Source organism: Prochlorococcus marinus str. MIT 9313 (assembly GCF_000011485.1).
Taxonomy (GTDB): domain Bacteria; phylum Cyanobacteriota; class Cyanobacteriia; order PCC-6307; family Cyanobiaceae; genus Prochlorococcus; species Prochlorococcus marinus_D.
Genome location: NC_005071.1, coordinates 1,791,055 through 1,816,917 on the forward strand (window position 1 = coordinate 1,791,055; position 25,863 = coordinate 1,816,917).

General features: G+C 52.9%; 29 protein-coding genes and 1 tRNA gene. 20 read left to right on the plus strand and 10 right to left on the minus strand.

All coding sequences use genetic code 11. The annotated features are described in order from the left end of the window. Nucleotides 1-24 precede the first annotated feature (24 nt). The gene (locus AKG35_RS09035) at nt 25-504 is read left to right on the plus strand and encodes a low molecular weight protein-tyrosine-phosphatase (protein WP_011131055.1); all 480 of its coding nucleotides are present in this window, start codon (nt 25-27) and stop codon (nt 502-504) included. Here AKG35_RS09035 and AKG35_RS09040 read toward each other — a convergent pair. Then, complete coding sequence (locus tag AKG35_RS09040) at nt 488-2,038, minus strand: bifunctional pantoate--beta-alanine ligase/(d)CMP kinase (RefSeq protein WP_071818086.1); 1,551 nt, start codon at nt 2,036-2,038, stop codon at nt 488-490. The genes AKG35_RS09035 and AKG35_RS09040 overlap by 17 nt on opposite strands. Beyond that, a complete protein-coding gene (locus tag AKG35_RS09045; RefSeq protein ID WP_011131057.1) occupies nt 2,035-2,634 on the minus strand; it encodes a septal ring lytic transglycosylase RlpA family protein in 600 nt (199 codons plus the stop codon). Before AKG35_RS09045 ends, AKG35_RS09040 begins: the two co-directional genes overlap by 4 nt. Before the next feature lie 318 nt (nt 2,635-2,952). Between AKG35_RS09045 and purM the strand changes: the two genes are divergently transcribed. The 4 genes from purM to AKG35_RS09060 all read left to right on the plus strand — a co-directional run bounded on the left by purM (nt 2,953) and on the right by AKG35_RS09060 (nt 5,656). Beyond that, entirely contained in the window at nt 2,953-3,990 is a 1,038-nt protein-coding gene (gene purM / locus AKG35_RS09050) for a phosphoribosylformylglycinamidine cyclo-ligase (RefSeq protein WP_011131058.1), read from the plus strand. Nucleotides 3,991-4,160: 170 nt separating this feature from the next. Continuing rightward, entirely contained in the window at nt 4,161-4,799 is a 639-nt protein-coding gene (locus tag AKG35_RS09055) for a hypothetical protein (RefSeq protein ID WP_011131059.1), read from the plus strand. Between the two features lie 142 nt (nt 4,800-4,941). Continuing rightward, nucleotides 4,942-5,157, plus strand: coding sequence for a hypothetical protein (locus tag AKG35_RS12440; protein WP_071818087.1), 216 nt, complete (start codon nt 4,942-4,944; stop codon nt 5,155-5,157). Between the two features lie 4 nt (nt 5,158-5,161). Beyond that, complete coding sequence (locus AKG35_RS09060; protein ID WP_011131061.1) at nt 5,162-5,656, plus strand: hypothetical protein; 495 nt, start codon at nt 5,162-5,164, stop codon at nt 5,654-5,656. Nucleotides 5,657-6,087: 431 nt separating this feature from the next. Here AKG35_RS09060 and AKG35_RS09065 read toward each other — a convergent pair whose 3' ends face one another. The 5 genes from AKG35_RS09065 to AKG35_RS13245 all read right to left on the minus strand — a co-directional run bounded on the left by AKG35_RS09065 (nt 6,088) and on the right by AKG35_RS13245 (nt 8,229). Then, nucleotides 6,088-6,705: a tetratricopeptide repeat protein gene (locus AKG35_RS09065; protein WP_011131062.1), complete on the minus strand. Its 618-nt coding sequence runs from the start codon at nt 6,703-6,705 to the stop codon at nt 6,088-6,090. Between the two features lie 198 nt (nt 6,706-6,903). Further along, a complete protein-coding gene (locus tag AKG35_RS09070; RefSeq protein ID WP_041384644.1) occupies nt 6,904-7,170 on the minus strand; it encodes a hypothetical protein in 267 nt (88 codons plus the stop codon). A gap of 283 nt (nt 7,171-7,453) precedes the next feature. Continuing rightward, nucleotides 7,454-7,720, minus strand: coding sequence for a hypothetical protein (locus AKG35_RS09075; protein ID WP_011131064.1), 267 nt, complete (start codon nt 7,718-7,720; stop codon nt 7,454-7,456). Next, nucleotides 7,721-7,882: a hypothetical protein gene (locus AKG35_RS13015; protein ID WP_155724717.1), complete on the minus strand. Its 162-nt coding sequence runs from the start codon at nt 7,880-7,882 to the stop codon at nt 7,721-7,723. Between the two features lie 155 nt (nt 7,883-8,037). Then, entirely contained in the window at nt 8,038-8,229 is a 192-nt protein-coding gene (locus AKG35_RS13245) for a hypothetical protein (RefSeq protein WP_041384646.1), read from the minus strand. Nucleotides 8,230-8,299: 70 nt separating this feature from the next. On the opposite strand from AKG35_RS13245, the gene AKG35_RS13555 reads away from it, so the two are divergent. Both AKG35_RS13555 and AKG35_RS09090 read left to right on the plus strand, forming a co-directional pair. Continuing rightward, nucleotides 8,300-8,632 carry a recombinase family protein gene (locus tag AKG35_RS13555; RefSeq protein WP_011131066.1) on the plus strand — a complete coding sequence of 111 codons (333 nt, stop codon included), beginning with the start codon at nt 8,300-8,302 and terminating at the stop codon, nt 8,630-8,632. Nucleotides 8,633-9,402: 770 nt separating this feature from the next. Next, on the plus strand, nt 9,403-9,669 hold the full coding sequence (locus tag AKG35_RS09090) for a hypothetical protein (protein WP_011131067.1): 267 nt from the start codon (nt 9,403-9,405) through the stop codon (nt 9,667-9,669). 127 nt (nt 9,670-9,796) lie between these two features. On the opposite strand, the gene AKG35_RS09095 is transcribed toward AKG35_RS09090, so the two are convergent. Further along, a tRNA-Cys gene (locus AKG35_RS09095) sits at nt 9,797-9,867 on the minus strand. A 54-nt stretch (nt 9,868-9,921) separates the two neighbouring features. Here AKG35_RS09095 and AKG35_RS09100 point away from each other — a divergent pair. Together AKG35_RS09100 and AKG35_RS09105 are read left to right on the plus strand one after the other, a co-directional pair. Continuing rightward, nucleotides 9,922-11,169 (plus strand): lipid-A-disaccharide synthase-related protein, encoded by a 1,248-nt coding sequence (locus tag AKG35_RS09100; protein WP_041385197.1) that lies wholly within the window; start codon nt 9,922-9,924, stop codon nt 11,167-11,169. Between the two features lie 40 nt (nt 11,170-11,209). Then, complete coding sequence (locus AKG35_RS09105; RefSeq protein ID WP_011131069.1) at nt 11,210-11,479, plus strand: hypothetical protein; 270 nt, start codon at nt 11,210-11,212, stop codon at nt 11,477-11,479. A gap of 15 nt (nt 11,480-11,494) precedes the next feature. Here AKG35_RS09105 and AKG35_RS09110 read toward each other — a convergent pair whose 3' ends face one another. Further along, nucleotides 11,495-12,139 carry a ribonuclease D gene (locus AKG35_RS09110; RefSeq protein ID WP_011131070.1) on the minus strand — a complete coding sequence of 215 codons (645 nt, stop codon included), beginning with the start codon at nt 12,137-12,139 and terminating at the stop codon, nt 11,495-11,497. A 100-nt stretch (nt 12,140-12,239) separates the two neighbouring features. Between AKG35_RS09110 and AKG35_RS13560 the strand changes: the two genes are divergently transcribed. From AKG35_RS13560 to AKG35_RS09125, 3 genes are all read left to right on the plus strand, one after another. Beyond that, nucleotides 12,240-12,500, plus strand: a complete 261-nt coding sequence (locus tag AKG35_RS13560) for a hypothetical protein (RefSeq protein ID WP_052646189.1) — start codon at nt 12,240-12,242, stop codon at nt 12,498-12,500. A 173-nt stretch (nt 12,501-12,673) separates the two neighbouring features. Beyond that, nucleotides 12,674-13,228, plus strand: coding sequence for a cofactor assembly of complex C subunit B (locus AKG35_RS09120; protein ID WP_011131071.1), 555 nt, complete (start codon nt 12,674-12,676; stop codon nt 13,226-13,228). Nucleotides 13,229-13,288: 60 nt separating this feature from the next. Continuing rightward, nucleotides 13,289-14,119 carry an N-acetylmuramoyl-L-alanine amidase gene (locus tag AKG35_RS09125; protein WP_236069585.1) on the plus strand — a complete coding sequence of 277 codons (831 nt, stop codon included), beginning with the start codon at nt 13,289-13,291 and terminating at the stop codon, nt 14,117-14,119. On the opposite strand, the gene hemF is transcribed toward AKG35_RS09125, so the two are convergent. Further along, nucleotides 14,046-15,095: an oxygen-dependent coproporphyrinogen oxidase gene (gene hemF, locus AKG35_RS09130; RefSeq protein WP_011131073.1), complete on the minus strand. Its 1,050-nt coding sequence runs from the start codon at nt 15,093-15,095 to the stop codon at nt 14,046-14,048. The genes AKG35_RS09125 and hemF overlap by 74 nt on opposite strands. Before the next feature lie 157 nt (nt 15,096-15,252). Here hemF and AKG35_RS09135 point away from each other — a divergent pair, with 157 nt between their 5' ends. The 8 genes from AKG35_RS09135 (at nt 15,253) to AKG35_RS09170 (ending at nt 25,742) form a co-directional block, all read left to right on the plus strand. Continuing rightward, nucleotides 15,253-16,329: an Mrp/NBP35 family ATP-binding protein gene (locus AKG35_RS09135; RefSeq protein ID WP_011131074.1), complete on the plus strand. Its 1,077-nt coding sequence runs from the start codon at nt 15,253-15,255 to the stop codon at nt 16,327-16,329. 2 nt (nt 16,330-16,331) lie between these two features. Further along, nucleotides 16,332-17,615 (plus strand): rod shape-determining protein RodA, encoded by a 1,284-nt coding sequence (rodA, locus tag AKG35_RS09140; RefSeq protein WP_011131075.1) that lies wholly within the window; start codon nt 16,332-16,334, stop codon nt 17,613-17,615. Then, nucleotides 17,612-19,006, plus strand: a complete 1,395-nt coding sequence (locus AKG35_RS09145; RefSeq protein WP_011131076.1) for a HAMP domain-containing histidine kinase — start codon at nt 17,612-17,614, stop codon at nt 19,004-19,006. The genes rodA and AKG35_RS09145 overlap by 4 nt, the downstream gene beginning before the upstream one ends. 118 nt (nt 19,007-19,124) lie before the next feature. Beyond that, nucleotides 19,125-19,553: a photosystem I reaction center subunit II PsaD gene (locus AKG35_RS09150; protein ID WP_011131077.1), complete on the plus strand. Its 429-nt coding sequence runs from the start codon at nt 19,125-19,127 to the stop codon at nt 19,551-19,553. A gap of 64 nt (nt 19,554-19,617) precedes the next feature. Then, complete coding sequence (locus tag AKG35_RS09155) at nt 19,618-21,138, plus strand: anthranilate synthase component I (RefSeq protein WP_011131078.1); 1,521 nt, start codon at nt 19,618-19,620, stop codon at nt 21,136-21,138. Further along, the gene (gene gshA / locus AKG35_RS09160) at nt 21,135-22,277 is read left to right on the plus strand and encodes a glutamate--cysteine ligase (RefSeq protein WP_011131079.1); all 1,143 of its coding nucleotides are present in this window, start codon (nt 21,135-21,137) and stop codon (nt 22,275-22,277) included. The genes AKG35_RS09155 and gshA overlap by 4 nt, the downstream gene beginning before the upstream one ends. After that, nucleotides 22,274-25,288: a phosphoenolpyruvate carboxylase gene (ppc, locus tag AKG35_RS09165; RefSeq protein ID WP_011131080.1), complete on the plus strand. Its 3,015-nt coding sequence runs from the start codon at nt 22,274-22,276 to the stop codon at nt 25,286-25,288. The genes gshA and ppc overlap by 4 nt, the downstream gene beginning before the upstream one ends. After that, a complete protein-coding gene (locus tag AKG35_RS09170) occupies nt 25,260-25,742 on the plus strand; it encodes a hypothetical protein (protein WP_011131081.1) in 483 nt (160 codons plus the stop codon). Before ppc ends, AKG35_RS09170 begins: the two co-directional genes overlap by 29 nt. The last annotated feature ends 121 nt before the right edge of the window (nt 25,743-25,863 follow it).

Sequence of the window (25,863 nt, forward strand, 5' to 3'; positions counted from 1 at the left end):
CAGCCTGCAACGCTTGGAGTCTGAATGAATCATCGGCTGCTGTTCGTTTGCCTCGGCAACATCTGTCGCTCCCCCGCTGCAGAAGGGGTTTTCCTGCATCAACTAAAAAGCCAAGGCATAGAACAGCACTTCGTGGTGGATTCCGCCGGCACCGGTGGATGGCACGTTGGCAGGCCAGCGGATTCGCGCATGCGTAGTGCTGCCGAGCAGCGAGGGATCCTTCTACCCAGCCGAGCGCGACAGATCACCCTGGAGGATCTACAGACTTTTGATCTAATCCTCACCATGGACGCAGATAATTTGGCAACTGTTCAGAGCCTCGCTACTGAAGTCGGCCCTATGGCAACTGCCAGGATCGAGCCCATGCTCAGTTATGCCACCAAAACATCACTTGAAGAGGTGCCAGACCCTTATTACGGAGGAGATGCAGGCTTCGAGAAAGTACTCGATCTGCTTGAAGACGCCTGTGAAGGCCTGCTCATTGAACTCAGCGCCCAGCTGTAGGCCAAACCTCCTCGGGAACCTGCACTCGAAACAGATCGATCAAAGTCTCAATCACCTCCTCAATCGTCATGCCGTCACTGATCAACTCAGTGGCATCTTCAGCTTGGCGTAAAGGAGCAACTTCGCGGGTGCTATCCATTCGATCACGTTCCTCGATTTGTGTTTCCAACTCAGCCAGATCAGGAACCGGGAAACCACGATTGTCCAGGTCCAGAGCACGACGCCTGGCACGTTCAGCCGGGCTGGCGGTGAGGAACACCTTCAACTCTGCATCTGGGAAAACGGCCGTACCAATATCCCGTCCTTCAGCAACCAAACCGCCTCGTACACCCATCCTCTGTTGCTGAGCCGTCAAAGCCTTACGAACACAGCCGTGAGCAGCAACCACTGAAACCGAGGACGTCACTTCCGGCGATCTGATCGCCTCTGTTACGTCATGACCATTGATCCGAACCGTCTGTGCTCCTGATTGAGATGGCTCAAGCTCAAGCTCAAGATTCTCAAGGATGGTTTTGACTGCTACAGGGTCGTGCGGATCAACATCATGTTGTTGAGTCAACCAAGTGACCGCCCGATACATGGCCCCCGTATCGAGGTAGAGCAGGCCAAGCCGTTCAGCAAAGGCTCTTGTCACGGTGCTTTTACCAGCACCGGCAGGCCCATCTATAGCAACAATTGGCTGACGAGACATCAGAAAAGTGTGATCGATGAGACGAGTCTCCCCGCAACGCACAGCCGCCGCCAGAAGGCAAAGCTTGCGGCCAGCATGCAAAGGCTGCAGGTTAAAGGCATCTACCTTTTCTACATACTCAACCTCCAAGCCAAGTTGCTCCCATGCGCACCGGAGCCCTGCAAGATCAACTGCTCGTCCATCCTGAGACTCCCGAGCAGCTCGAGCAAGTAGCTGAGGCAAGGCCAACGCCTGCTGGCGCTGTTGAGTCATGAGGTAACGATTACGGGAACTACAAGCCAAGCCATCGTCATCGCGCACAGTGGCTATCCCATGCACCCGCACCGGCAAACCCAACTGGGCAACCAAATGGCGCAGGATCACCAATTGCTGCCAATCCTTTTCACCAAGCACAAGCACCTCTGGCCGAACTAGAGCCAAAAGGCGAGCCACCACCGTGACCACACCATCAAAGTGACCAGGCCTACTCGCCCCACACAAATGTGCCTGAAGATGAGAAGGAACCTGAATCCTGAAGTGGGAAGAAGCCCCCCCAGGAAAAACCTGATCAACTGAAGGAGCCCAGAGTGCAGAAGCACCTGATCTTGATGCCAACTCACAATCGGCCTCAAGATCACGAGGATAACTATCGAAATCCTCGGCAGGGCCAAACTGCAAAGGATTCACGAAAACACTCACCAACACAGCGGCTGGTTGAAGCCTGCCAAATCCATGAACTGACTTGATCAGCTGGCCATGACCGCGGTGCAAAGCGCCCATGGTGGGTACGAAATGAACCGAAGACTGCTGATGCTTACGCCATTGATGCAACTCAGCCGTTGAACTGAGAACAGAAAAACTCAGCGCAGCACCTCAAGACGCACTTGGGCAATACCACTCGATATCAAACCAAGCTCATGGGCAGCACCATGAGCAAGATCGATGACGCGATGAGCGATAAAAGGGCCGCGATCGTTGATTGTCACAACAGCAGAACGATCATTCCAAAGGTTGGTCACCCTTACCTTGGTACCAAAAGGCAAGCTGCGATGAGCAGCTGTCATTGTGCCTGGCCTGAAAACTTCACCACTTGCAGTTCGGTTTCCGAAGAAGCCCGGGCCGTACCAGCTTGCTTCACCAGTGCTCACTTGAACAACAGTGGGAGTTGGCTTGACAGGTCTGTTTAGCTTGGCAACCGGAACGATTGCCAACGCTGGTGGTGTCTCAACAACTGAATCAACAGTTAAACCAGTAGCGACTTCAGCACTGCCTTGATCTGAGCTGGCTTGATTGGCAGACAAAGGAGTCGCAAAAAGCGAGATTCGTTCAAGCAGAGCTTTCTTGACCTGTTCCCTGGTGACCTTTTTGTCGAGATCAAGATCAAGGGCAAAGGCTGGTAAAAGTGCAGCACTGCTGGAGCAAACACCAGCAAGAACAAGAAGCGAAACGGAAAATTTCATTACTAGCAGACGACACTTGAATGAGGAGAAAAAATCATCCCCAGCAGGAAGACGTCCTTAAACCAACCAAAGTTCCCAGAACCGTACGAATTACATCCTCTCTTTAGGAGAGCTCGAACAGCACCTCCTCGTCAGATTGATGCAACTTTAACCAGCTAAATAACAGATCCCCACTGGACTTGCAAGGCTCAGAGCCATGCCACCATGATCAGTCGAACTGATGCCATCTAGAGGCCCCGCTAATGCAAGACAGGACAATCGTGACATTGGCTGAATAGAGGGCGGCAGGGGAGGATCTAGAAAGGGCCAGTCGAAACCATGGACTACAAGACCGCGGGCGTTGACGTCCAAGCAGGTAGGGCATTCATCGAGCGGATCAGATCTAGCGTCGAAGCCACCCACCGCCCAGAGGTCATCGGTGGTCTGGGAGGGTTTGGAGGCTTGATGCGCCTCCCCGCAGGGCTAAACAAGCCTCTGCTTGTCGCAGGAACTGATGGGGTCGGCACCAAGCTCGAACTAGCGCAGCAACATCAAGCTCACTACGGAGTAGGGCTGGACCTGGTTGGAATGTGTGTCAACGACGTCATCACCAGTGGCGCTGAACCCCTCTTTTTCCTCGACTACATCGCCACCGGAGCCCTCAGTCCAGAGGCCATGGCACAAGTTGTGGAGGGAATTGCAGAGGGATGTCGCCGCAGCGGCTGCGCCCTCCTTGGCGGAGAAACCGCCGAGATGCCTGGGTTTTACGACCCAGGTTGCTACGACCTAGCCGGCTTTTGCGTAGCAGTGGTAGAAGAAGACGAGATGATTGACGGTCGCAAGATCAAGCCTGGAGATCAGATTATCGGTGTGGCCAGCAGTGGCGTTCATAGCAACGGGTTCAGTTTGGTGCGCAAAGTGCTGGCCCTTACTGAGGCCAATAAGAACACTCTCTTCGGATGCGACAACAAACCTCTAATCGAGACCCTGCTAACCCCTACCACCCTTTACGGCCAGCTGGTAAAAAACCTCCTAGAAGCAAAAGTTCCACTCCACGGCATGGCACATATCACCGGTGGAGGCCTACCAGAGAATCTTCCCAGATGTTGCCCAAAAGACTTAGTTACCGTTATAGATCCAAGCAGCTGGACCAGACCAGAACTTTTTCAATGGCTCCAAGATGCTGGCCAGATTCCAGAGCATGACCTCTGGCACACATTCAATCTTGGAGTGGGTTTCTGCCTAGTGGTCGCAGAGGAAGTAGTAAGTGATGTCCTGCAGGTTTGCAACGAACAAGCTCTCCAAGCTTGGCCTATTGGTCAAGTCGAAACTGCCTCTCCCTCAACCGGGGAGAGATTACGAGGGCTACCCAGCTAAAGCATTGCATCGCAAGGGCTCTTGAGTCGCAAGATCTCTCTAACTAATTACATCGGACTTGTACGAGCCTATTCTCGAGCCGATTTTCAGGCACGTCCTCAAGTAATATTTACCTATGCACGCCGAGAGAATATTTCGGCAACAGCGTCGTTAGATCTAACTTAAATCCAATGCCCTTTGATAGCCCCCAGCGCATCACGCGTCGCCGTAGCTCAGCAGGACCTGTACCTCCAAGACGGCAAATCAATAGTGATTACGACGATCGCAACGCCCCCCATCGTCAAGGTCAGGGTCCTAGGCCAACCTTTTTAGCCCTGAGGGACCACGGCAAGGTTTATGTGGCAGACCTCCCCAATCTCTCTGACGGGCAACTGGTACACATCTGCAAAGAAGCTGAGGAAGTTCTTGAAAGCCTGGAGCGTCGCATCAGCGATCTCGAACGCGAAGCACACAACGGTTTCGGTGATAGCGACACCTTCATCAAGGCATCCACCAAACGAGATGTGACTCGTCGCTTCATCCGAGCCATCCAAGGTGAGCAAGAACATCGTCTCAGCAATCCAGCCCTACGCAGTGCGGCCGCTGAATCTCTGCCTCGCACTTTCCTCGAGATCTCACGCCACCGCTTGCCTGGAGCAACTTTTGATTCACTGCTTCAAGAAGCTTTGGCAGCCTGCGAGCTGAAGGAACTGGACTCCGACATTGCTCCAGAGGCACCCGTCAAGGTGGTCCCCATCCGCTCTACTGCAACCACTCTTCCGGTCGTGGTGACACCTGATCCAAATCTTCCCAGCTCAACCAGCGCCTAATAGGGGTTCATTACTCCAAATGGATTGCCGTCACTGGCTAAGTACTGCCAACCGAGCTAATCAAAAGACTATAGAAATTGCAACGTCTAGGTTGAGATGCTTGGCACACTCCTGTTTTACCAGCGCTCCCATCTGAAGGGGCATGATCACAAAATCGAATCAAATCGCCATCCTCGCGGCCATGACGAGAACCGGCAAATCATCCGATCCATTTCACTCCAGAAAACCTCTAAGGGGAAAGGAGGCAAAAGCAGATGACACCCCAGAGGATGGGGATGTCCTTTGCAACCACTGTCGGCGAACCGCAATCAATGGCATACGTTGTCTGGGAATGTGTGTCGCTGATAGCGACTATTAACTAGATGCGCTCTCCGATTGTTCCCCTCTTACTGATCAGCCTGTCCATGGTTGCCGGAACAAGTTCGATCGCCGATCCACTCCAAGCTATTGGTCGCTTTGAAAGGATTGCTAGCAAATGTAAATACAGATTGGGAAGCGGCTCTCTGCAGACTTGCCAGGTTGTTCAGATGGATCGCAAGACCGCGACAGTGACTGGGGTACGCTTCATCGGCCGAGGCGTAGAACACGGGTCCAGTCGGCATCTCACCTTTGTCGCCAACGCACCGGATCAGACCATCCCATTACGCTGTCTATCAGGCAGCTGCACCCTGAACAAGAAAAGATGGACAGCCACGGTGAGCAGCGTGGCAGAAAGCAAGTTTGATGGGCGAGGGATTGCAGAAGGACTGCCTCAAGCCTGGCCGGTAAAGGGTGATTGTGAGCTTTCTTTGAAACAACTCCGCTGCAGAGCACGGGCCATGAGTGGAGAGATCCTTACCGGAGAAGCCCAACTGTGAGAGACCAACAAGAGCGGGCAACTTCAAGGCGAGGATCCTTATAACTGGCTAGCGAACCTACCTACAAGCTTGTCTAATCTTCGCACCACAAGAAGACCCAGGGCCAAATCCGGCTCGTTCTAGCTTTAGCGAAGGGAAAGATTGGCCCCCTTAACAGTCAGAAAACAGCAATGCTCCTTTCTAAGCAGTAAAAGAAGCGCTTAAGATAGGTCAGCAGAACCTCAGTGAGCAGAAAGTCATTAAGCCTCTAAAACGGGTTAATTCAATCTGCACGAATCCTGAATTAACAACTTCATTTTACAAGAAAAAGTGAGGCAAGAGCATCCATGCAGCTTGGCCAAGCAGAGACCTGGAAAGCTTCAAGATTGATCAGCTAAAAAGTGAACCAAGCTTACTCCCAAACTGCATGGTGCAGACAGCCAGAACCCATTCTATCGGCATGACTCTTTCACCCACTTAGCAGCTATTTCATCACCCAATGCGGATGCCTCTCTCCAATCAGCACAAGCACCTGTTAGGTTGCCATCATTCTCTTTTGAAATTCCACGATTTAGGTAAGCAACCGCAAGTTTAGAATCAATTTCTAGCGCCTTATTGTAATCAGCAATTGCCGCTCGATTGTCACCAGATTTCCTATTTGCAACACCGCGATTGTTGTACGCAATAGCATGATTGGCGTCAATTTCCAGAGCCTTGCTATAATCATCAATCGCACCTTTATAATCCTCTATTTCATCCTTCGCATTACCACGATTATAATATGCAAGAGCATACTGAGGGTCAATGATTAATGCCTTGCTAAAATCTTCAATTGATCCTTGATAATCACCAATCCCATATTTAGCATTGCCGCTTTTAATAAAAGCATTTACATCATTCTCTTCCCCCTCTCTTCTTGCTGAGACCGCCACCCCGGCAACTCCAGCAACAGCCGTAGAAACAATCAGCAGGGGTTTCCCTACCCGAAAGAACGACAAGCCAACAGCAGTGACAGCAGCTGTGGCAACACCTACGGCAATGGCAGCAGTATGGCGTGGCATCGAGGTCATTCTCCTATTGACTCAGCCTAGACAAAAGGTGCCCCTCTCCCAAGAGGGCAGCAGTTTTTTGGCATCAAGATTAAAAAGGACACCCTCAACCGACGTTCTTAAACCCGAGACTAATTTTCGGGCATCTACGACCTCAGACTGATAAGCAATTTCAAGCCTGGCGAAATCCAAGCTTCAGCAAACAAAGCGACCCCTCCCTCAGGTGCCACCATTGCAGAAACGAACTGCTGCAGAGACGCTCGTACCACTGTTCCTTGTCTCTTCAATACAGGCATTAAAAAACTTTGCTTCCTGCTTAAGCGGATACAACTTGATCGCAATTGCCAAAAGAGCAAATGCCGCTATCCACCTTGCGGCTAAACCTCCAGCCCCAAATGCATACCAAAGGATCCGCCTACTACCGGAGGAGCTCGCACATTTCTTGGACTTCTTGGATTTCTTGCCCTTGCCGTTGTCCTTTGCCATTGAATCAGTGATGATTAAACAAACACTAGGCTGTTCAAGCTCCAAGCAGCTTTAGGTCTTCCAAAAGAGCGCCAGGATGGTAGAGCAAGACCAAATCAATAGTCCAAGCAGCACTTCATTCACTCCACAACAGCGTTGAATTTACCTTGCTGAAATTGGATTGCTTGGTCCAGACTGATCAGGTGGAAGTGGGCAGCTCACCAATCCCAACGAGAACCCAGGAAGGGCCTGATGCTTTGCAGGAATAAACAAAGATCATGGATCGAGCTCTACCCCCTTCAGATCACCATGCAATCAAAGACACACCTGCAATCAAGAGTGTTGTAACGACAAAACCAAGGCTAAAGATAATTGCCCCTATTCCTGTATTCCAATAAATAGACATGCTTAGCAACTCATCTCCTTCCTTTAAAAATTGATCTGGCGATGAGCCCAGCTGAAAAGACACATAGTCATTGATCCATACCTGTGTTGCTGAGCGATAGGGTGATTCGGTTGTCACAAAATCAACAACCTCTATAACTCTCTCTTTAATTGTCGCTCGTTTCACTTATACAACCGCCCTTGCAATCAAGGTGATAGCAGCAAACAGAACTGCTGAAACGAGGAATCCAACCGCAAAAATACCTGCAACTATGCCTGTATTCAAATAAACGGAGACAGTCGCTAACTCCTGTCCTTTTTTTTCTGCCACTGATTTTTTCTCTGCCACTGGATGAAGCTGAAGGAATCAATATCCTATAGCCCCACCTCTTTGGATTACTTGTGCCCTGCTCTGCAGACCCTTCGCTTGAGGACGGCAGGACTCGCAAGGTCTGTTCAGGCTCATCAAGAGCTCATCACCCTCCACCTGTATGTCCAATCCCCTCATATGGCAACAATCGCCCCATGAGCCAATGTTCTGACCCTCCAAAAAGCAAGCAGGCCCACAAAAGAAGAAACGACAATCAACTCGCCAAGTTTTTTTACCTCAATGCTCATGACCACTTCATTGGTGACAAGAGAGCTGAACCCGCGTTGAAGGCTGTCTCTTGCACCGCGACAGGTTCTCTCACCCATAAAGATAAAGAGCCTTAGGGTCAAGCCGATCCCTTTGATTGACATTCAAGCGCTTAGGCAAAGGCCCCCAGTGAGCACTTCATGTCAGACCGCCGATCATCAAGCTGTGGCATTAAATGAAGCAGACTGCTGTCTTAACTTTCACCAGGCCATCAGCACTAGGCTGAAAGAAGTGGGCAGACCACAACTGCAAATTGCTTTGGCAGCAATCGATGAAGGTGATGAATTGGTAGTCGTGAAGTTGAACCGACTAGAAAGAAACCAAGTGGAAGCGATTGCAAGGCTACAAGATCTTCAGAAGAAAGGCATCCATATCAGAACAGCGGATGGTCTGATCAACTCAAGAGCAATAGGTGAATTGATGCCAGTCCTTCTTGGATTTTTTCTGGTCTTGCTGCAGTAGAGCCTTCGCTGACCAGTGAAAAAACAATTGAACACATTTAGCACCGCTTGAAAACAGGAGGAAAATTTGGAGGACGATCTAAGAGAAATGCTGCAAAGAAGAGTTTGGCGCTGTGGTTGAGGGATGAAGGTTGCTCTTGTCGATCCATCAGAAAACAAATAGGTCTTGCACTCTCAACAATCCTCAGGATTATCATGAAAAGGGAAGCATTAGCCGCATGAACCTGATCGAAGCTCACAAAAGATCTATTGAACGTGAAAAAAAAAAGCTGGGGGTGTCTGACTATGGGTTGCTCTGGATTTCCTTCCTAAGAGGAGCATTTGTCGCCCTGATCATTGAGAGGTTAATCTTCCATTAATGAAAACAGTCTTACTTGGCCTCATCGTTGCCCTTCTCTGGTCTTCACCTCAAGCAAGAACCACGACAGCCAATGGTCTCAGGATGGCGGCAAACTGGTTGGATCCAAAGGAGGAACCTACGAAGAACCCCAAACACATAAAAATCCTCAACCCTTTATATGTTGAGCAAGAATAAAAATAGAGCTCATTTCTAATTAAGAGATCAAAACTATTCAATGGCCTCTATCATGAGAGATCAACAAGCTTCAAAAAAGGCGGCAGAGCAAAGAACACCCAGAATAGCCTCCTCCTACGCTGTTGAAATGGCAGTTGTACTTCAACCATTTCCATATTTGCTCTTATTTCCTGCCCATTGAGTAAATAAGATCATGAGCGATGTTAGCTTAAGTAAAGCTGGTTGATTGCCCTCATATGAAAGACGCTCATGAGCAAGTTTTAAGCGAAGAGAGCAAAGAGGTATGGCGAGATCATGTTCTTCAAGAAATAGTTGATTTTCTTGGATCCCGCAAGGACGAAATTTATGAGAACTACGCCAAACAGAGCGAAGGAAGACTCTCTAAAGAAGTCATTGAGGATGAAGGCTTGATGGACTTTGAACTCGCGATTACTTTCCTACGAGACAAGAAAAAATGGTTTGGGCTTGGCTCCGGTTTCTTCAAGGCTAATCTCATTCGTTAAGTTCATGGAATCGTGACAACGCTGATTGAGAAGTAGCCCAACTCCCCTTCCGCTCCCCTTCCGCTTTTGCAGAGAACTAAGACGAGAACACGCCAGTTACTGCGACTTGTTTGGAGGACATTGTCGAAGGCGGCACCCAGATTCGAACTGGGGATAAAGGATTTGCAATCCTCTGCCTTACCACTTGGCCATGCCGCCGCCAGGGAGACTCAATTCCCTGCAGCGGATCGTATCAGCCACTCTGCTAGCTCTCTGCTCGTGATTTGCAACGGGCATGGCGAGGATCTGATTGCACTACGGGTGTTGGAGGCACTACATCGCAAATGTCCGAATCTGCCCATTGAAGTGCTTCCCCTCGTAGGGATAGGACAAGCTTTTGAACATGCCTTAGCCGCTGGATGGCTTAAGCGCCTGAGCCCTTCAGCGCCCTTGCCAAGTGGTGGCTTCAGCAATCAAAGCTTGCGGGGCCTGATTGCTGATCTTGCCGCCGGACTCACTCTGCTCAGCTGGCGACAGTGGCGATGTGTGCGCCGCTCAGCCAAAGCTGGCAAAGCCATTCTGGCAGTAGGAGACCTGTTGCCACTGCTCATGGCATGGAGCAGTGGTGGAACCTATGGCTTCATCGGCACACCGAAAAGTGATTACACCTGGAGAAGTGGACCAGGCCGGGCCTTGAGCGACCACTACCACCGCCTCAAAGGCAGTGAATGGGATCCCTGGGAATGGGCCCTAATGCGATCTTCGCGATGCCGAGTGGTTGCCGTTCGTGATCATCTCACCGCCAGAGGACTACGACGCCACGGGGTAGCCGCAACGGCGCCTGGGAACCCAATGATGGATGGATTCAAGGTCGAATCAAGTCCTGCCGCTCTAAACCGATGCCGGCGACTGTTATTGCTCTGTGGCAGTCGAATGCCCGAAGCAGGCACGAATTTCAAGCGACTCCTTGAAGGCCTAGGCCAGCTCGATAGCGATTTACCTCTAGCAGTACTTGTAGCCTTTGGCTCCCAACCCAGCCTCAACCAGCTCGAAGCGATTCTCAGAACCGATGGATACCTACCATCCACCCCCCCCATCGACACCCTGGGAGCCAAGGCCTGCTGGGTCAAAGGTACACAGCTCTTGCTACTCGGGCCTGGTCAATTCAACCGCTGGGCGGCCTGGACCGAAGTGGGCCTTGTCACCGCTGGAACCGCCACAGAACAACTTGTAGGTCTAGGCATTCCGGCCTTATCGATGCCTGGACCAGGACCACAATTCAAACGACAATTCGCCATACGGCAAAGTCGCCTCTTAGGAGGAGCCGTACTGCCCTGTCAAAGCAAAGAAGAACTGGCAGACAGGCTTCAGAGACTGTTAAAAGACGACTCCCTTCGACAACGATTAGGAAGGATTGGCAACAGACGAATGGGAACAGCTGGCGGCAGTGCTGCACTCGCAGCACTGATCTCACAGCTTTTATTAGGGGATAGGAGAGCACCTAGACAACGCTCTGTTTGACACGCCATAGCGGATACTGAACGCTTGCAGCACCACTGCCATGGCGGCCATGCAGGACCATGCCTTAGTGAAAATCTACGCCGAACTGGCCAGCTGCCTCAGCATTAGCCTTGCCTCGGCCCGAAGAAAGGTTGAACTGACAGCAAGTCGAGAGGAGGTTAGGGATCTTGAAGGCCGCAAGGCCATTGCCGAACGTCTACTTGAGGCGGCTCGCTCACGCCCAACAGAAGGAGAAAACACCTCAGGTTCCCAACTCGACCGCCTTCTGGAAGCTGTGGCCAGTGAAGAGAACTTCATGGTTGAGGACTAAAGCCCACGACACTCGTCAATGTTCAAAGATCTGGGTAAATCGCAAACGATCCAGTTCCGCGATCACAGGAATACAACTGAAACAACGCTGCGCAATCTCCCAGCGCCCCTCACGTCGCAACATCATTTCTAGACGTTGCCTAGCCGGAAGCAGATATCGAGCATCGTTTGCTGCATAGGCCAACTGAACATCGCTGAGTTCCTCAACCCGTCCCCAATCACTGCTCTGGGCCTGCTTATCCAGTTCAACTCCAACCAACTCCATCACCACCTCCTTCAACCCATGGCGAGGGCTATAGGTTCGTGCAAGGCGACTGGCCACCTTCGTACAGAAAATGGGCAAAACGTAGATGCCCAATCCGCTAGCAAGTGCGGCCACATCAAAGCGAGCAAAGTGGAACACCTTTTCAACAGAAGGGGCCTCCATGAGCTTCTGCAAGCGAGGGGCAGACGTCTGACCCAAACCAATCCGCACGCATGCCACATTGTCGGCAGGGTCACAAATCTGCACGAGACAGAGGCGGTCACGGCCATGAATCAGTCCCATGGCCTCAGTGTCTACCGCAATCGCAGATGCTCTGAGATATCGATTCGCCCAGTCTGAGTCGAGATCCCCATCGAAAACGACAAAACTTGCAGGAGCTTGAGAAAAGTCGGCCATTAAGCAAATGGCGCAGGGCCAGGACAGATCCTCACCACTCTGAAGGGCCACAGCGCCGGCTTGCTCATTTTGCTGATTTGAAAACGGTGGCGAGACTGGGTTGAATCAGGCATGGTCACTCGCTCGCCTTGAGCATCCGACGCATGCCCTCGCTGAACTGCCTGGCCGATATCAAGCAAGATTTTTTCAACCACCGCAACAGTTTCTCGATCTGGGAACAACCGCCTACAGGTTGCTGATCTCCTTGCTCAAAACAGTCAACTATCAAGCAAGAATCTTGCATCAACTAGCCCTGAGGCTGCCACGTCATCGGCTTTCGAAAGGCATGCTGCAAAAAGCCCTGAATTTTCTAAAGAGCTAAGCAAGGCTCATACAGCAACACCAAGCAACGCTGCCCAAAACCTGATCCGACCGAATCGCATGCTTCAGCTCCTCGCTACAGCAAAGGCTGATGCAAAGCGACTGATAGAGCCCTGCCATGGCATCGTAAAGACCTAGAACAGATGGGTACATCAGCACCCATGCACGAACGCGATGCCGGCGGTCTTCTCCTCGACCCTGCTACTCACAGTGCTACTGGCCATCGGCCTGGTGTTCTTTCTGCGGGCAGCAAGTAAAGACCGAACCACGGTTGTAGATGTTCACTCACCGCGTCCCCCACTAGAGGTCCTCAATGGAATGATCCACTGGCTGGAGGAACGAGGCTGGAAGCAAGATAGTGGCGATGCTGATAGACAAGTCCTTCGCTTCAGTGGAAGCGTTGCCTCCAGCCAATCGCTGGCAATCCTGTTATCCCTATACGCTGCCGTTGGTTCAGGCTGCCTTGGACTGGTTGTCCGCCAGCTTTATCCCCTCCTGGACTGGTGGCCAATTCTGCTTATTGGTCTGGGCCCACTCGCAGGATTGGTCTACAGCAATCGCGCCAACCGCATTGAAGCCGTTGAACTTCGCTTGATCAGCGCCAGCGACGACGAAGGCAGCACCCTGCGGCTGAGGGCCCATCGCGACGAACTGATTGCCATGGAATTGGAACTCTCCCAGCCCCTTGAGCTGGCTAGCGATGGCTCTCTTCTATCCTCTCCAATCTGAGTGATTTCAAATCTCAGCGGGAAAGGCAGGAGCCTATTGGTTCTGAGCAAAGCTTTCAGCTTGGGGATCAGCTTGCTTTGCCCGGCCACTTCCGCAGAAGCACCATCTCCGCCACCTATTGAATCTCCTTCAAGAACAGCACCGTCTCAATCACCGATTGCAGAACTAAACACCGGTCCCCGCACGCGCTTAAGGGGCAATTGGGTAGGTCGCCAACCTGTGTCTCCCTCTTTAAAGATTGTTGTCATGGCAGGACATGCAGACTCACAGGGGATGCATGGCTCAGGAACCCCAGGTGCTGCAGTTGATCAAAGGGGAGAAGCACCGATGGATCCCCGCATGCGGGATGAACTCTTTTGGAACCGGAAAGTACGCGATGCAGTCGTTGCCCTCAGTAAGCAAAAAGGGCTCAATATCATCGGCTACGACCCAGGAGCACTCTCAATTGCTAAAGCGAGCGATCCACGTACCAACTGGTCAGTAGCCCGCCGCCTTTCCAAGCAAGGCGACTACATCCTAGAGATTCACTTCGATGCATACAGCCCGCATGGATATGGATCTGGACTGATCCCAGCCCTCAATCGCAACCTCAACCGAGTGGATGAAAGTCTTGCTCAGAGCTTCGGTCGATTTCCCAGATTCTTTCGGGGAGGCCTTGGTGGACCAAGACGAGGGATCAGCATCCTTGAGATCGGAATGCTGGAAGGGAGTCTGGAGGCAAATCTCCGCAACCCCAAAACCAGAGAAGCAACCATTCAAGCCATCGCCCTAAAAGTCACCGATGCTTTGATGCTGGGAGTACGTGGGAAGACGTCTTCTAATCCACCGCCTGGTGTGGTCGACAACGCTCCTCCAACGTCGCATCCTCAAACCAATTCTGAGGTCGAGTAAACAAATCAGTGAGCAAAGCCTCCCTTGAATCAGCTGGTGCGACATATCCATACTCCCAACGAGCCAGTGGTGGCAAAGACATCAAGATCGACTCAGTTCGACCATTGGTTTGCAATCCGAAAATCGTGCCCCGATCCCAGACCAGATTGAACTCCGCATATCGCCCACGGCGATACAACTGGAATTGACGTTCTCGATCGCCATAGGCCTGCTCCTGACGTTTCTCCACAATCGGCACATAAGCCGGCAAGAAAGCCTTCCCACAAGCCTTGGCCAGCTCAAACAACTGTTCCCAGCTCTTCGGATGAGGCCCTAACTCCCGTGAGACCTGTGCAGCGGGCCCCTCAGAGTTTTGACCTTTGTAAAGCACTCCAGATCCATCCTGATAGTCGTAAAAAATTCCACCCACTCCACGTGTCTCACCACGGTGCTTCAGATAGAAATATTCGTCACACCAAGGTTTAAAGACCTTATGGAGCTCAGGTCCAACCGTGTCACAAGCCTGCTTGTGAACGCGATGGAAATGGCGGGCATCTTCCAGGTAGGGATAAAACGGCGTGAGGTCAGCGCCACCACCAAACCACCAAACCGGCCCCGCCTCGAAATAGCGGTAATTCAGGTGGATCGTAGGTACATAGGGATTGCGCGGGTGTAGCACCATCGAAGTGCCGGTAGCAAACCAGGGATGCCCCTTTGCCTCAGGCCGCTGATTCAAAATCGACGGAGGCAACTCCTCGCCGTGCACCTCAGAGAAATTAACGCCGCCCTGCTCGAAAACTCGGCCCTCACGCATCACCTTGGATCGCCCACCACCCCCTTCAGGCCGCTCCCAACTGTCAGTTCTAAAAGATTGGCCACCATCCAGACTCTCCAGTTCATTACAGATCTCATCTTGCAAGCCGAGTACCAATTCACGTGCACGTTTGCGCGAGTGAGGAGGAGGAGGACCTTGGCCAAGATTCTCAGAAGCGCCCATAAGCTTGCCAATTAAAGTAGGAACAATGCAGACAACAGTAATAGAATTGCGTTGTATTTTGTGCCAAGACAGCTCTGTTTTTGTGTCTTTTCAGATATCGCCCTTGAGAACTGTCACGAGAGTCCACACATAGGATCCTCTCACCTGAAGGAAAGGCATGGCCACGGCCGAGCAGGCACACAATGCGCTTGATCAAGTCAAGGATTCAGGCAGCGGCCGCTCGGCTCTGGAAATGGGCTGGATTGACCAAGTCCGTGTCATTCCTCCTCGCGCCGTCATCCGCCTCACCTTGCCTGGATTTGCCCAAAGCCAAAGGGATCGATTGGCACAAGAAGCTCGACAAGCCTTACTAGAGCTCAACGGCATCAGTGAGGTGCAGATTGAAATTGGGGAGACTGCCAGCCAGGGGCCTATAGGCCAGGCTGGCCATGGACAATCTGCCGAGCCCCAGGCCATCCAAGGGGTTCAGCAGATTGTCGCCGTAAGCAGTGGTAAAGGGGGTGTTGGCAAAAGCACCGTGGCCGTCAATCTGGCCTGCGCACTAGCCCAGGAGGGCCTAAGCGTGGGACTGCTCGATGCCGATATCTATGGACCAAATACTCCAACCATGCTTGGAGTCGCTGATCGCACGCCTGAGGTGAGCGGCAACGGTGCTGAGCAATGCATCATCCCGATCGAAAGTCATGGGATAGCCATGGTGTCGATGGGTCTGCTAATCGAGGAGAACCAACCAGTGATCTGGCGCGGCCCGATGCTGAACGGGATTATCCGCCAATTCCTGTATCAGGCCTACTGGGGGGAGCGAGATGTTTTGGTGGTCGATCTACCTCCAGGCACTGGCGATGCACAGTTGTCACTAGCGCAGGCAGTTCCCATTGCGGGGGTGGTGATTGTCACCACCCCCCAGAAAGTTTCACTGCAGGATGCTCGCCGAGGACTGGCAATGTTCAAGCAAATGGGCATCAACGTGCTCGGCGTGGTCGAAAACATGACCGCCTTCGTACCTCCCGATCAACCAGAGCGTCGTTACGCCCTATTCGGCTCTGGAGGGGGAGAGCAGCTGGCGATGGAAAACAATGTCCCTCTGCTGGCACAAATCCCTATGGAAATGCCTGTGCAAGAGGGGGGTAATGAAGGTAGCCCCATCGTTCATAGCCGACCCGAATCAGTGAGTGCCAAAGCCTTCAAGCAATTAGCCAAACAAGTTCTGGATTGCGCCTCCAAGGCCAGCTGACCATGCTTTCAAGCCAGAGGCGGCGACGCAATGGTGGCAAGTCCTTCCGTTCTAAGGGGCATCTACGTAGATGGTGGAAAGAACTGGATCTAGTGCTCTGGGGGGTGCCAGTGGCCATGGTGATCCTTGCGGGCGTCCTGATCGCCAGCACTCAAAGACAGGCTGATTACGCCGACTGGTATCACCACTGGATCACCGCTGGATTGGGATGCTTGGTCGCTCTGTTGCTGGCCCGATTGCCAGTCCAGAGACTGCGGCCGCTATTAATTCCCCTCTACGCACTTACAGTTCTGAGCCTGGTAGCCGTTCGCCTAATCGGCACCTCCGCCCTAGGCGCTCAGCGGTGGATCAGCATCGCTGGGGTGAATGTTCAGCCATCTGAATTCGCCAAACTGGCAGCAATACTCCTTTTGGCAGCAGTACTCGACCGCCACCCGATAGAACGCCCCATCGACCTGATGAGGCCTTTGGCCGTGATTTCTGTGCCCTGGACACTGGTCTTCCTGCAACCGGATCTCGGCAGTTCACTCGTGTTCGGCGCCCTGCTAGTGACAATGCTCTATTGGGCTGACATGCCCTGGGAATGGGTCCTGTTGCTCCTATCACCTCTAGCCACAGCACTCCTTGCGGGGCTATGGCCTTGGACTCTCTGCGCATGGCTCCCTCTGATGGGTTTGCTGGCCTATCGCTCACTGCCATGGAAACGCCTGGCCGCTTCGCTCACTTTGGCGCTGCAAGGAATCGTGGCTGTTACCACCCCTTGGCTTTGGTTGCATGGCCTCAAGGACTATCAAAGAGAACGGCTAGTGCTGTTTCTCGATCCCACCAAAGACCCCCTAGGTGGTGGCTATCACCTCCTGCAAAGCACTGTGGGCATTGGCTCTGGCGGGCTATTTGGCACAGGGCTGCTGCAAGGTCAACTCACCAAGCTCCGTTTCATCCCCGAGCAGCACACCGATTTCATCTTCAGTGCCCTAGGGGAAGAAACTGGCTTCATCGGGACCATCCTTGTCGTAACAGGCTTCGCGCTACTCATGGGACGCCTACTACAAGTTGCCAGAGAAGCCCGCACTGACTTCGAATCACTGGTTGTCATAGGCGTCGCCACGATGGTGATGTTCCAAGTGGTCGTGAACATCTTTATGACCATTGGCCTTGGCCCTGTCACTGGCATCCCCTTACCATTTATGAGCTATGGCCGCTCAGCAATGGTGGTGAACTTCGTAGCACTTGGACTCTGCCTTTCGGTGGCACGCCGAGGTCACACAAGACTCAACAACTGGTGAGCGATTCCATCTCGCTCATCACGATCCAACAACGGCTTGCAGAAGGTGTCACTCCTGGCCGCGTCGATGAAGCCACCGTTCGACGCCTGTGGTGGGCAGCTCTGGACACCTTGCAAGACGACATCCTGCTGCCCATGGATCCTGAAAAGGGGCTTTGGCTGGCAGCACCCCTACCTGCGCTCTATGAGCCAAGACTGCTCGAACGCTTAAAAGGATGGGTCTGGGCACCAGACGAGCTCGAAACACTCCATTCTCCTCAAGGCGGCCTCTTGCCTCCCAGTCGCGTCAGGTCATCAATCAATGAGAGAAGCAATTCAGCTGTCGGGGGCTATCAACGGTTACCACTGCGCCAAAACGATGGTCATGAGCCCCTTCTGCTGATCATTACCCCGGATGTTCAAATTGCCCTGGCCCTGCATGGCAAACCCGCAGAGCGCCATCTGTTAATGCGCAGTGATCCAGAAACCCTCAGTGATCTCTTGAAGATGCTGGACCTGAGACTAAACAGCGAAGACCCTGGCCATGCCATTGAGCTTCGTCAGGCTTTGGCAAACCTAGGACCTTTACAAAGTAATCCTGAACTAGAAAAAATCTTCTGGCCTCGACTTGCGGAACGGTTGGCCGGCATGGCCCCAAGTCTCACAATGCAACCGATTCCTGAAAGATCACACCCGGCCAAGTCCAGAGGAGAAACCAATCAAGAAACGAGTGCTGAACTCATTCTGCTGGAGGCACTCACTCATGAGGTGCGAACCCCACTAGCGACCATCCGAACCCTGATCCACTCCCTGCTGCGGCGAAGTGACCTTCCTGGTGTCGTAGTCAACCGTCTCAAACAGATCGATGCTGAGTGCACTGAGCAAATTGATCGATTCGGCCTCATTTTTCATGCCGCAGAACTTCAGCGGCAGCCGCCAGAAGCGTCCATGCTCGCCCATACCGACCTCGGCGCCATGCTGATAATGCTTCATCCAGCCTGGCGTCAGCAGCTCGAACGCCGCGGGGTAGGACTCCAGATCGATATCACCCCTGATTTGCCAGAAGTTCTTAGTGATCCAAGACGTCTTGAACCGATGCTGGGTGGATTAATTGATCGCACGAGCCGCGGCCTGCCAGCAGGTGGCAGCCTATCGCTCACGCTTCGCCCTGCGGGCCCCCGCCTAAAGCTTCAAATCCTCAGCCAAATACCAAATCATGAAGATCAAGGAGCCAGCAGTAGGGATCAAAAGGCTGCTCTAGGCCCAGTGCTGAGCTGGGACCCCAAAACCGGCAGCCTGCAACTCAGCCAAGCAGCAACCCAACGAATGCTGGCTAGCTTGGGTGGGTGGCTAACACAGCGTCGGGACAAAGGGCTCACAGTATTTTTTCCCATCGCTGAGGAAAAACTTTGAACTCCAAAACAAGCCACAATGTTGACGGGTGTGAAGCTTGCTGCCAAGCAGTGCCATAGGGCACAAAACGCAGTGCTACTTTTCACCAGTAACGGTATGCCGATTCTCGAGGTTACTCATGACAGCAACGGCGTTAACAGGTCAGTATCCCAAGTATCTAGGGAGCACCGGGGGCCTTCTAAATTCCGCTGAAACCGAAGAGAAGTACGCCATCACTTGGAGCAGCTCAACAGCTCAGGTATTCGAACTACCCACTGGCGGCGCAGCTGAAATGAATGAGGGCGAGAACCTCATGTATTTCGCTCGCAAAGAACAATGCCTCGCGTTAGGCACTCAACTGCGTACCTTCAAACCCAAGATTGAAGACTACAAAATTTATCGCGTCTTCCCAGGTGGTGACACCGAATTCCTGCATCCAAAAGACGGCGTATTCCCCGAGAAAGTCAATGAAGGGAGAGTCACAGTGAACCTCAACAATCGCCGGATCGGAGAAAACGCCAATCCAGCGAAATTAAAATTCAGCGGGCGCAACACCTACGACGCCTGAGTCCCTTTCGCCTGAAGGGTACGGGGATCTTCAACCACTCGGCACCAGCTGCGAAGATTCCCTCATGCTCAGCTCTGATCGTGACCATTTCTTTGAGATGGCTGCTAGTGGTGCCAATTTCATTCCTTTGGCCCGCAGTTGGCCAGCGGATCTGGAGACTCCTCTAACAACTTGGTTAAAAGTTGGGGCAGATCATCCCCCTGGGGTCTTACTCGAATCGGTCGAAGGGGGTGAAACTCTTGGGCGCTGGAGTGTGGTGGCCTGCAATCCACTTTGGACAGCCACCTGCCGAGGGAAACACCTCACACGTCGTTGGCGAGAAGGACGAACCGATGAAGCCATCGGCAACCCTTTTGAAGGCCTCAGGCAATGGCTTGCTCCTTATCGCACCGCAACCCTGCCAGGCCTACCCCCCCTTGGCCAGCTCTATGGAATGTGGGGTTTTGAACTGATCAAGTGGGTTGAACCCACAGTGCCCGTTCACTTAAGGGACAACAACGATCCGCCTGATGGCATCTGGATGCTGATGGACAGCATCTTGATCATTGATCAAGTTAAACGCCTCATCACTGCCGTGGCATACGCAGACCTGAGTGTCGAGCAAACGGCTAACGAAGCTTGGGACAAGGCACAAGCACGCATTCAAGACCTAGAAAAGTGCATGGCGGAACCACTTGCGCCGATTCAGCCACTGCAATGGCAACCAAAAAGTCAATCTCCACCTTCCACCATCAGTAACTACAGCCAACAAGGCTTTGAGGAGGCAGTTCAAACCGCCAAGCAACACATCGCCGCAGGTGATGTGTTCCAGCTTGTAATCAGTCAACGGCTGGAGACCAGAGTTCCTCAACAGCCACTTGAGCTCTACAGAAGTCTGCGGATGGTGAATCCTTCTCCATATATGGCTTTCTTTGACTTCGGCGACTGGCAGCTGATTGGCTCAAGCCCGGAGGTCATGGTCAAGGCGGAGCCTGTCGCCGATGGCATTAAGGCCAGCCTTCGGCCTATTGCCGGCACGCGTCAGCGTGGCGGCAACGAACTTGAGGACCACAATCTTGAAGCAGAGTTGATGGCAGATCCCAAGGAACGTGCCGAGCATGTGATGTTGGTTGATCTTGGCCGCAATGACCTTGGACGCGTTTGCAGGCCGGGCAGTGTGATGGTGAAAGAGCTGATGGTGATCGAGAAATATTCCCACGTCATGCACATCGTCAGTGCAGTGGAAGGTGTGCTTGCCAAAGGCAAGGATGTTTGGGATCTACTCATGGCCTCATTCCCAGCAGGCACGGTCAGTGGCGCCCCAAAAATCAGAGCCATGCAGCTCATTCATGAGCTCGAACCCGACTCAAGAGGACCTTATTCAGGTGTGTATGGGTCCATCGATCTCAACGGTGCTCTGAATACAGCTATAACCATTCGCACAATGATTGTGCGGCCCCATCCTGAAGGCGGCTGGCAAGTCAAGGTTCAAGCAGGCGCTGGTGTGGTGGCCGATTCCATCCCCACCAAGGAATACGAAGAGACCCTCAACAAGGCAAGGGGAATGCTCACAGCCCTGGCCTGCCTCGAGTCCCACAAGTCATGAGTACCCGGCTGCTACTTAAGGGGTTCGAAGTGGAGCTGTTCACAGGACGCTTCAGCGGTGAGCACGTCGGCGTAGCTACTGCCGTAGCAAGCGATCTTGCTGATTTCGTCACAGAACCAGACCACCGAAATCTGGAATACATCACTGAGCCAAATCAACACTACGGCCCATTGAGGGAAGCCCTGCTGGCTCCTAGGCGAAGACTACGCCAATGGTTGGTTCCACGGCAGCTCACATTGATTCCTGGTAGCACCCTCAGCCTGGGCGACAGTCATCACTTTGAACGATCTGATCCGCTCAACCCCTATCACGATTTGATTGAGGCCAACTACGGCACCAGGGTGGTCACCACCAGTGTTCACATCAACCTAGGGCTTGAAGATCTACCGCTGCTGTTTGCTGCGCTGCGCTTGGTGCGTTGTGAAGCAGCCCTCTTTCTTGCCCTGAGTGCAAGCTCCCCCTTCCTAGATGGCCAGCCCACGGGAAGCCACTCTCAGCGATGGCTGCAATTTCCACTCACTCCAGAGCGGGTACCACTCTTCCAAAACCATCCTGACTATGTCGCTTGGGTTGAAGCACAACTAGCCACTGGCACGATGCAAAATGAGCGTCATCTATGGACCTCAGTACGGCCAAACGGACCTCGCCGCCCATATCAACTCAACCGTCTAGAGCTGCGCATCTGCGACTTAATCACCGATCCCGATGTTCTGCTTGCAGTGACTGCCCTAATCGAACTGCGCGTGCTCAGCCTTCTTCAGAACCCAAGCCAACTGGATCCACTCAAAGTGAGTCGACTAACCACCGATGAACTTGCTGATCTTTGTGATGCAAATGATTCTGCTGTCGCTCAAATGAGCCTGGACGCAACCCTGCACCACTGGCGAGATGGGAGCCCCATCCTGTGCCGCTCCTGGATCGAGACAATGCTCGAGGGAATCATTCCGATCAGTAAAGATCTAGGTCTGGAGAAACAACTTGCACCGCTGCATACAGTCCTAAATAAGGGCAATCAAGCCATGCAATGGCTACAGAGCTATGCCGATGGCAAGTCTGTGGAGGCTGTCATTCAAGACAGCATTGCCGAAATGAACGCCGAAGAGCTCAACGCAAGCAAAGCCGAGGCCATTTTGGGATGATCATGGCCAAACCTGAGTCCACTAGCGCATCGATGCAGCAGTCTTCCGCCCAAAAAACTGATTGCGAACAACCCAGAGCAATCGGAGAAGGGCAGCAGGCAGGACGCTTACTGCAGAACCGCCTTGAACTGGTGGAAGACCTTTGGCAAACGGTACTACGCAGCGAATGTCCACCGGATCAGGCAGAACGACTACTTCGACTGAAGCAACTCAGTGAACCTTTGGCCCTTGAAGGTGCAGATGAGAACAGTGCCAGCAGAGCAATCGTGCTGTTGATCCAAGAGATGGACCTGGCAGAAGCGATCACCGCAGCACGCGCCTTCTCCCTCTATTTCCAACTGGTGAATATCCTCGAACAACGGATCGAGGAAGACAGCTACCTCGCAAGTATGTCCTCTGGCAAAGAAAACAACCGCCAAGACAAACCCTATGACCCCTTTGCTCCACCGCTCGCCACGCAGACAGACCCAGCCACATTCAGGGAGCTGTTCGAACGACTTCGCCGTCTCAACGTGCCACCAGCTCAGCTGGAGACCCTTCTACAGGAGATGGATATCCGCCTAGTTTTCACTGCTCATCCCACTGAAATCGTCCGTCATACCGTTCGCCATAAGCAACGCAAGGTTGCAAGCCTGTTGCAGCAGTTTCAATCAGATCCAACAAAATCGACATCTGAGAAAGAAAGCCTGAGACTGCAGCTTGAGGAGGAGATCAGGCTCTGGTGGCGGACCGATGAGCTTCATCAGTTCAAGCCCTCCGTTCTGGATGAGGTGGATTACGCCCTCCACTATTTCCAACAGGTGCTTTTTGATGCCATGCCCCAGCTACGGCGTCGCCTGATCACTGCAATGGCCGAGAGCTATCCGGACGTACACATTCCACAAGCTGCCTTCTGCACGTTTGGATCTTGGGTTGGATCAGACCGAGACGGCAATCCTTCCGTTACGCCAGAAATCACCTGGCGCACCGCCTGTTATCAACGTCAGCTGATGCTGGAGCGCTATGTCAATGCCGTTCAAAAACTCCGTGATCAACTCAGCATCTCCATGCAATGGAGCCAGGTAAGTACTCCACTGTTGGAGTCACTGGAAATGGACCGGCTTCGATTCCCCGAGGTTTACGAGGAACGCGCAGCCCGCTATCGACTCGAGCCTTATCGCCTCAAACTCAGCTACACCCTGGAGAGGTTGAAACTCACTCAACATCGCAACCAGCAATTGGCCGAAGCAGGCTGGCAAACCCCACCAGAAGGCCTAAACCCCAGCCCCAATCTAATTAATGCGGGAGAAGCCCTTCACTACAAATCAGTAGCAGAATTCCGCAGCGACCTAGAACTGATCCGCAACAGCCTGGTCAGCACAGATCTGAGCTGTGAGCCTCTGGATACCCTCTTAAATCAGGTCCACATCTTCGCTTTCTCACTAGCCAGCCTTGACATCCGCCAGGAGAGCAATCGCCATAGCGATGCTCTCGACGAATTAACCCGCTACCTAAACCTCCCTAAGGCCTATGGCGACATGGCCGAAAATGAGCGAGTGCAATGGTTAATGGAGGAACTACAGACTCGCCGCCCCCTGATCCCCTCTGCCGTTATCTGGTCGCCCAGTACAGCCGAAACGGTGGCCGTGTTTCGCATGCTGCACCGACTGCAGGAGGAATTCGGCAGCCGAATCTGCCGCACATATGTGATCTCAATGAGTCACACAGTTTCCGATCTACTCGAGGTGCTGCTGCTAGCCAAAGAAGCCGGCCTCGTGGATCCGGCTGCTGGCCATGCCGAACTGCTTGTGGTGCCCCTCTTCGAAACCGTAGAGGATCTCCAGCGGGCTCCAGCAGTAATGGAGGCACTTTTGAGTTCACCTGTCTACCGCAATTTGCTCCCTCGTGTCAGCGAACAGGTCCAACCTCTGCAGGAGCTGATGCTTGGCTATTCGGACAGCAACAAAGACTCCGGATTTCTATCCAGCAATTGGGAGATCCATCAAGCCCAAATTGCCCTGCAAGATCTAGCTAACCGCCAGGGTGTGGCTCTGCGCCTTTTCCATGGACGCGGTGGATCTGTTGGCAGAGGAGGTGGCCCTGCCTACCAAGCAATCCTTGCCCAACCAAGCGGAACCGTGCGCGGCCGAATCAAGATCACTGAGCAGGGAGAAGTACTGGCATCGAAATACAGCCTGCCCGAGCTAGCCCTTTACAACCTAGAAACATTCACAACGGCTGTCCTGCAAAACAGTCTGGTAACCAACCAGCTAGATGCCACCCCAAGTTGGAATCAACTGATGACCAGACTGGCTGGCCGTTCACGTGAGCACTATCGGGCCCTCGTCCACAACAACCCTGATCTGGTGGCCTTCTTCCAACAGGTCACGCCGATCGAAGAAATCAGCAAATTGCAAATCTCCAGCCGTCCTGCTCGACGCAAAAGCGGCGCCAAGGACCTCTCTAGCCTGAGAGCGATCCCCTGGGTATTTGGCTGGACGCAAAGTCGATTCCTGCTACCGAGCTGGTTTGGCGTTGGAACAGCCTTAGCCGCTGAAGTCGAATCAGACGCTGACCAGCTTGACCTTCTACGCAGACTGCACCAACGCTGGCCATTCTTCCGAATGCTGATCTCCAAGGTGGAGATGACCCTTTCAAAAGTAGACCTAGACCTGGCCCATCACTACATGACTAGCCTTGGCCGCGAAGATTACCGTGAAGCCTTTAACCGTATCTTCGAGATCATCGAAACGGAGTACAGCCTCACCCGCCGGTTGGTCTTAAACATCACAGGACAACCCAGGTTGCTCGCGGCCGATCCCGCCCTACAGCTATCAGTAGATCTTCGCAATCGCACGATCGTGCCCCTTGGGTTTCTGCAAGTGGCCCTGCTTCGCAAGCTGCGTGATCAGAACCGGCAGCCACCCATGAACGATGCTGGCGATGGTCGCACTTACAGCCGCAGCGAACTGCTAAGAGGCGCACTGCTCACCATTAACGGCATTGCTGCAGGCATGCGCAACACCGGTTGAAACCACCTTGCTTGCCTTTCTTCAACAGCCCGAACTCCCCCCCGGCTTCCGGCTAGACCTTGAACAGCCACCCAATCCTCAAGCACTCAACAAACTTCTCGCTCGTTGCAGAGAAGCCACTCACACTTCAGAGCAATGGGCCCTGGCCTTTGAGCGAAGCGTTTGGCATCTAAGCATTATTGAACAAGAAAAAGGAACCCTGGTTGGTTTTGTGCGCGCCACAAGCGACCATGGCCTCAATGTCAACCTCTGGAATCTCGTCGCCCAACCCGGCTCATTACAAGCACAATTGCTTGCAGTTCTCGTACATCAAGCGCTTGACAATTTGCGCCGAATTCTGCCTGGTTGCAGCATCTCAATATTAGCACCTTCCATCTCCCTCAAAGCATTGCAGGCTCAAGGCTTCATTATTGATCCAGATGGAATAAGAGCGATGAGTTATCGACTCCGCTAAGTCGTCGAGTCAACATCGTTATTGGATCCTTCCTGCAGTTCTCTGCCCATCTTTGCTTGACCGACTACAGCCTGAATTGAAATCAGCTCCTCAACTGAACGATACCACTGAAAGCTCTAGA

Coding starts and splice junctions, on each gene's coding strand:
- AKG35_RS09105 (WP_011131069.1), top strand. CDS start 11,210: ATGGCGGCCATGCAGGACCATGCCTTAGTGAAAATCTACGCCGAACTG.
- gshA (WP_011131079.1), top strand. CDS start 21,135: ATGAGTACCCGGCTGCTACTTAAGGGGTTCGAAGTGGAGCTGTTCACA.
- AKG35_RS09135 (WP_011131074.1), top strand. CDS start 15,253: ATGGCCACGGCCGAGCAGGCACACAATGCGCTTGATCAAGTCAAGGAT.
- AKG35_RS09110 (WP_011131070.1), bottom strand. CDS start 12,139: ATGGCCGACTTTTCTCAAGCTCCTGCAAGTTTTGTCGTTTTCGATGGG.
- AKG35_RS09120 (WP_011131071.1), top strand. CDS start 12,674: ATGCCGGCGGTCTTCTCCTCGACCCTGCTACTCACAGTGCTACTGGCC.
- AKG35_RS09150 (WP_011131077.1), top strand. CDS start 19,125: ATGACAGCAACGGCGTTAACAGGTCAGTATCCCAAGTATCTAGGGAGC.
- AKG35_RS09065 (WP_011131062.1), bottom strand. CDS start 6,705: ATGACCTCGATGCCACGCCATACTGCTGCCATTGCCGTAGGTGTTGCC.
- AKG35_RS09155 (WP_011131078.1), top strand. CDS start 19,618: ATGCTCAGCTCTGATCGTGACCATTTCTTTGAGATGGCTGCTAGTGGT.
- AKG35_RS12440 (WP_071818087.1), top strand. CDS start 4,942: ATGATCACAAAATCGAATCAAATCGCCATCCTCGCGGCCATGACGAGA.
- AKG35_RS09045 (WP_011131057.1), bottom strand. CDS start 2,634: ATGAAATTTTCCGTTTCGCTTCTTGTTCTTGCTGGTGTTTGCTCCAGC.
- hemF (WP_011131073.1), bottom strand. CDS start 15,095: ATGGGCGCTTCTGAGAATCTTGGCCAAGGTCCTCCTCCTCCTCACTCG.
- AKG35_RS09090 (WP_011131067.1), top strand. CDS start 9,403: ATGAAAGACGCTCATGAGCAAGTTTTAAGCGAAGAGAGCAAAGAGGTA.
- AKG35_RS13245 (WP_041384646.1), bottom strand. CDS start 8,229: ATGGGTGAGAGAACCTGTCGCGGTGCAAGAGACAGCCTTCAACGCGGG.
- ppc (WP_011131080.1), top strand. CDS start 22,274: ATGATCATGGCCAAACCTGAGTCCACTAGCGCATCGATGCAGCAGTCT.
- AKG35_RS09060 (WP_011131061.1), top strand. CDS start 5,162: ATGCGCTCTCCGATTGTTCCCCTCTTACTGATCAGCCTGTCCATGGTT.
- purM (WP_011131058.1), top strand. CDS start 2,953: ATGGACTACAAGACCGCGGGCGTTGACGTCCAAGCAGGTAGGGCATTC.
- AKG35_RS09070 (WP_041384644.1), bottom strand. CDS start 7,170: ATGGCAAAGGACAACGGCAAGGGCAAGAAATCCAAGAAGTCCAAGAAA.
- AKG35_RS09035 (WP_011131055.1), top strand. CDS start 25: ATGAATCATCGGCTGCTGTTCGTTTGCCTCGGCAACATCTGTCGCTCC.
- rodA (WP_011131075.1), top strand. CDS start 16,332: ATGCTTTCAAGCCAGAGGCGGCGACGCAATGGTGGCAAGTCCTTCCGT.
- AKG35_RS09055 (WP_011131059.1), top strand. CDS start 4,161: ATGCCCTTTGATAGCCCCCAGCGCATCACGCGTCGCCGTAGCTCAGCA.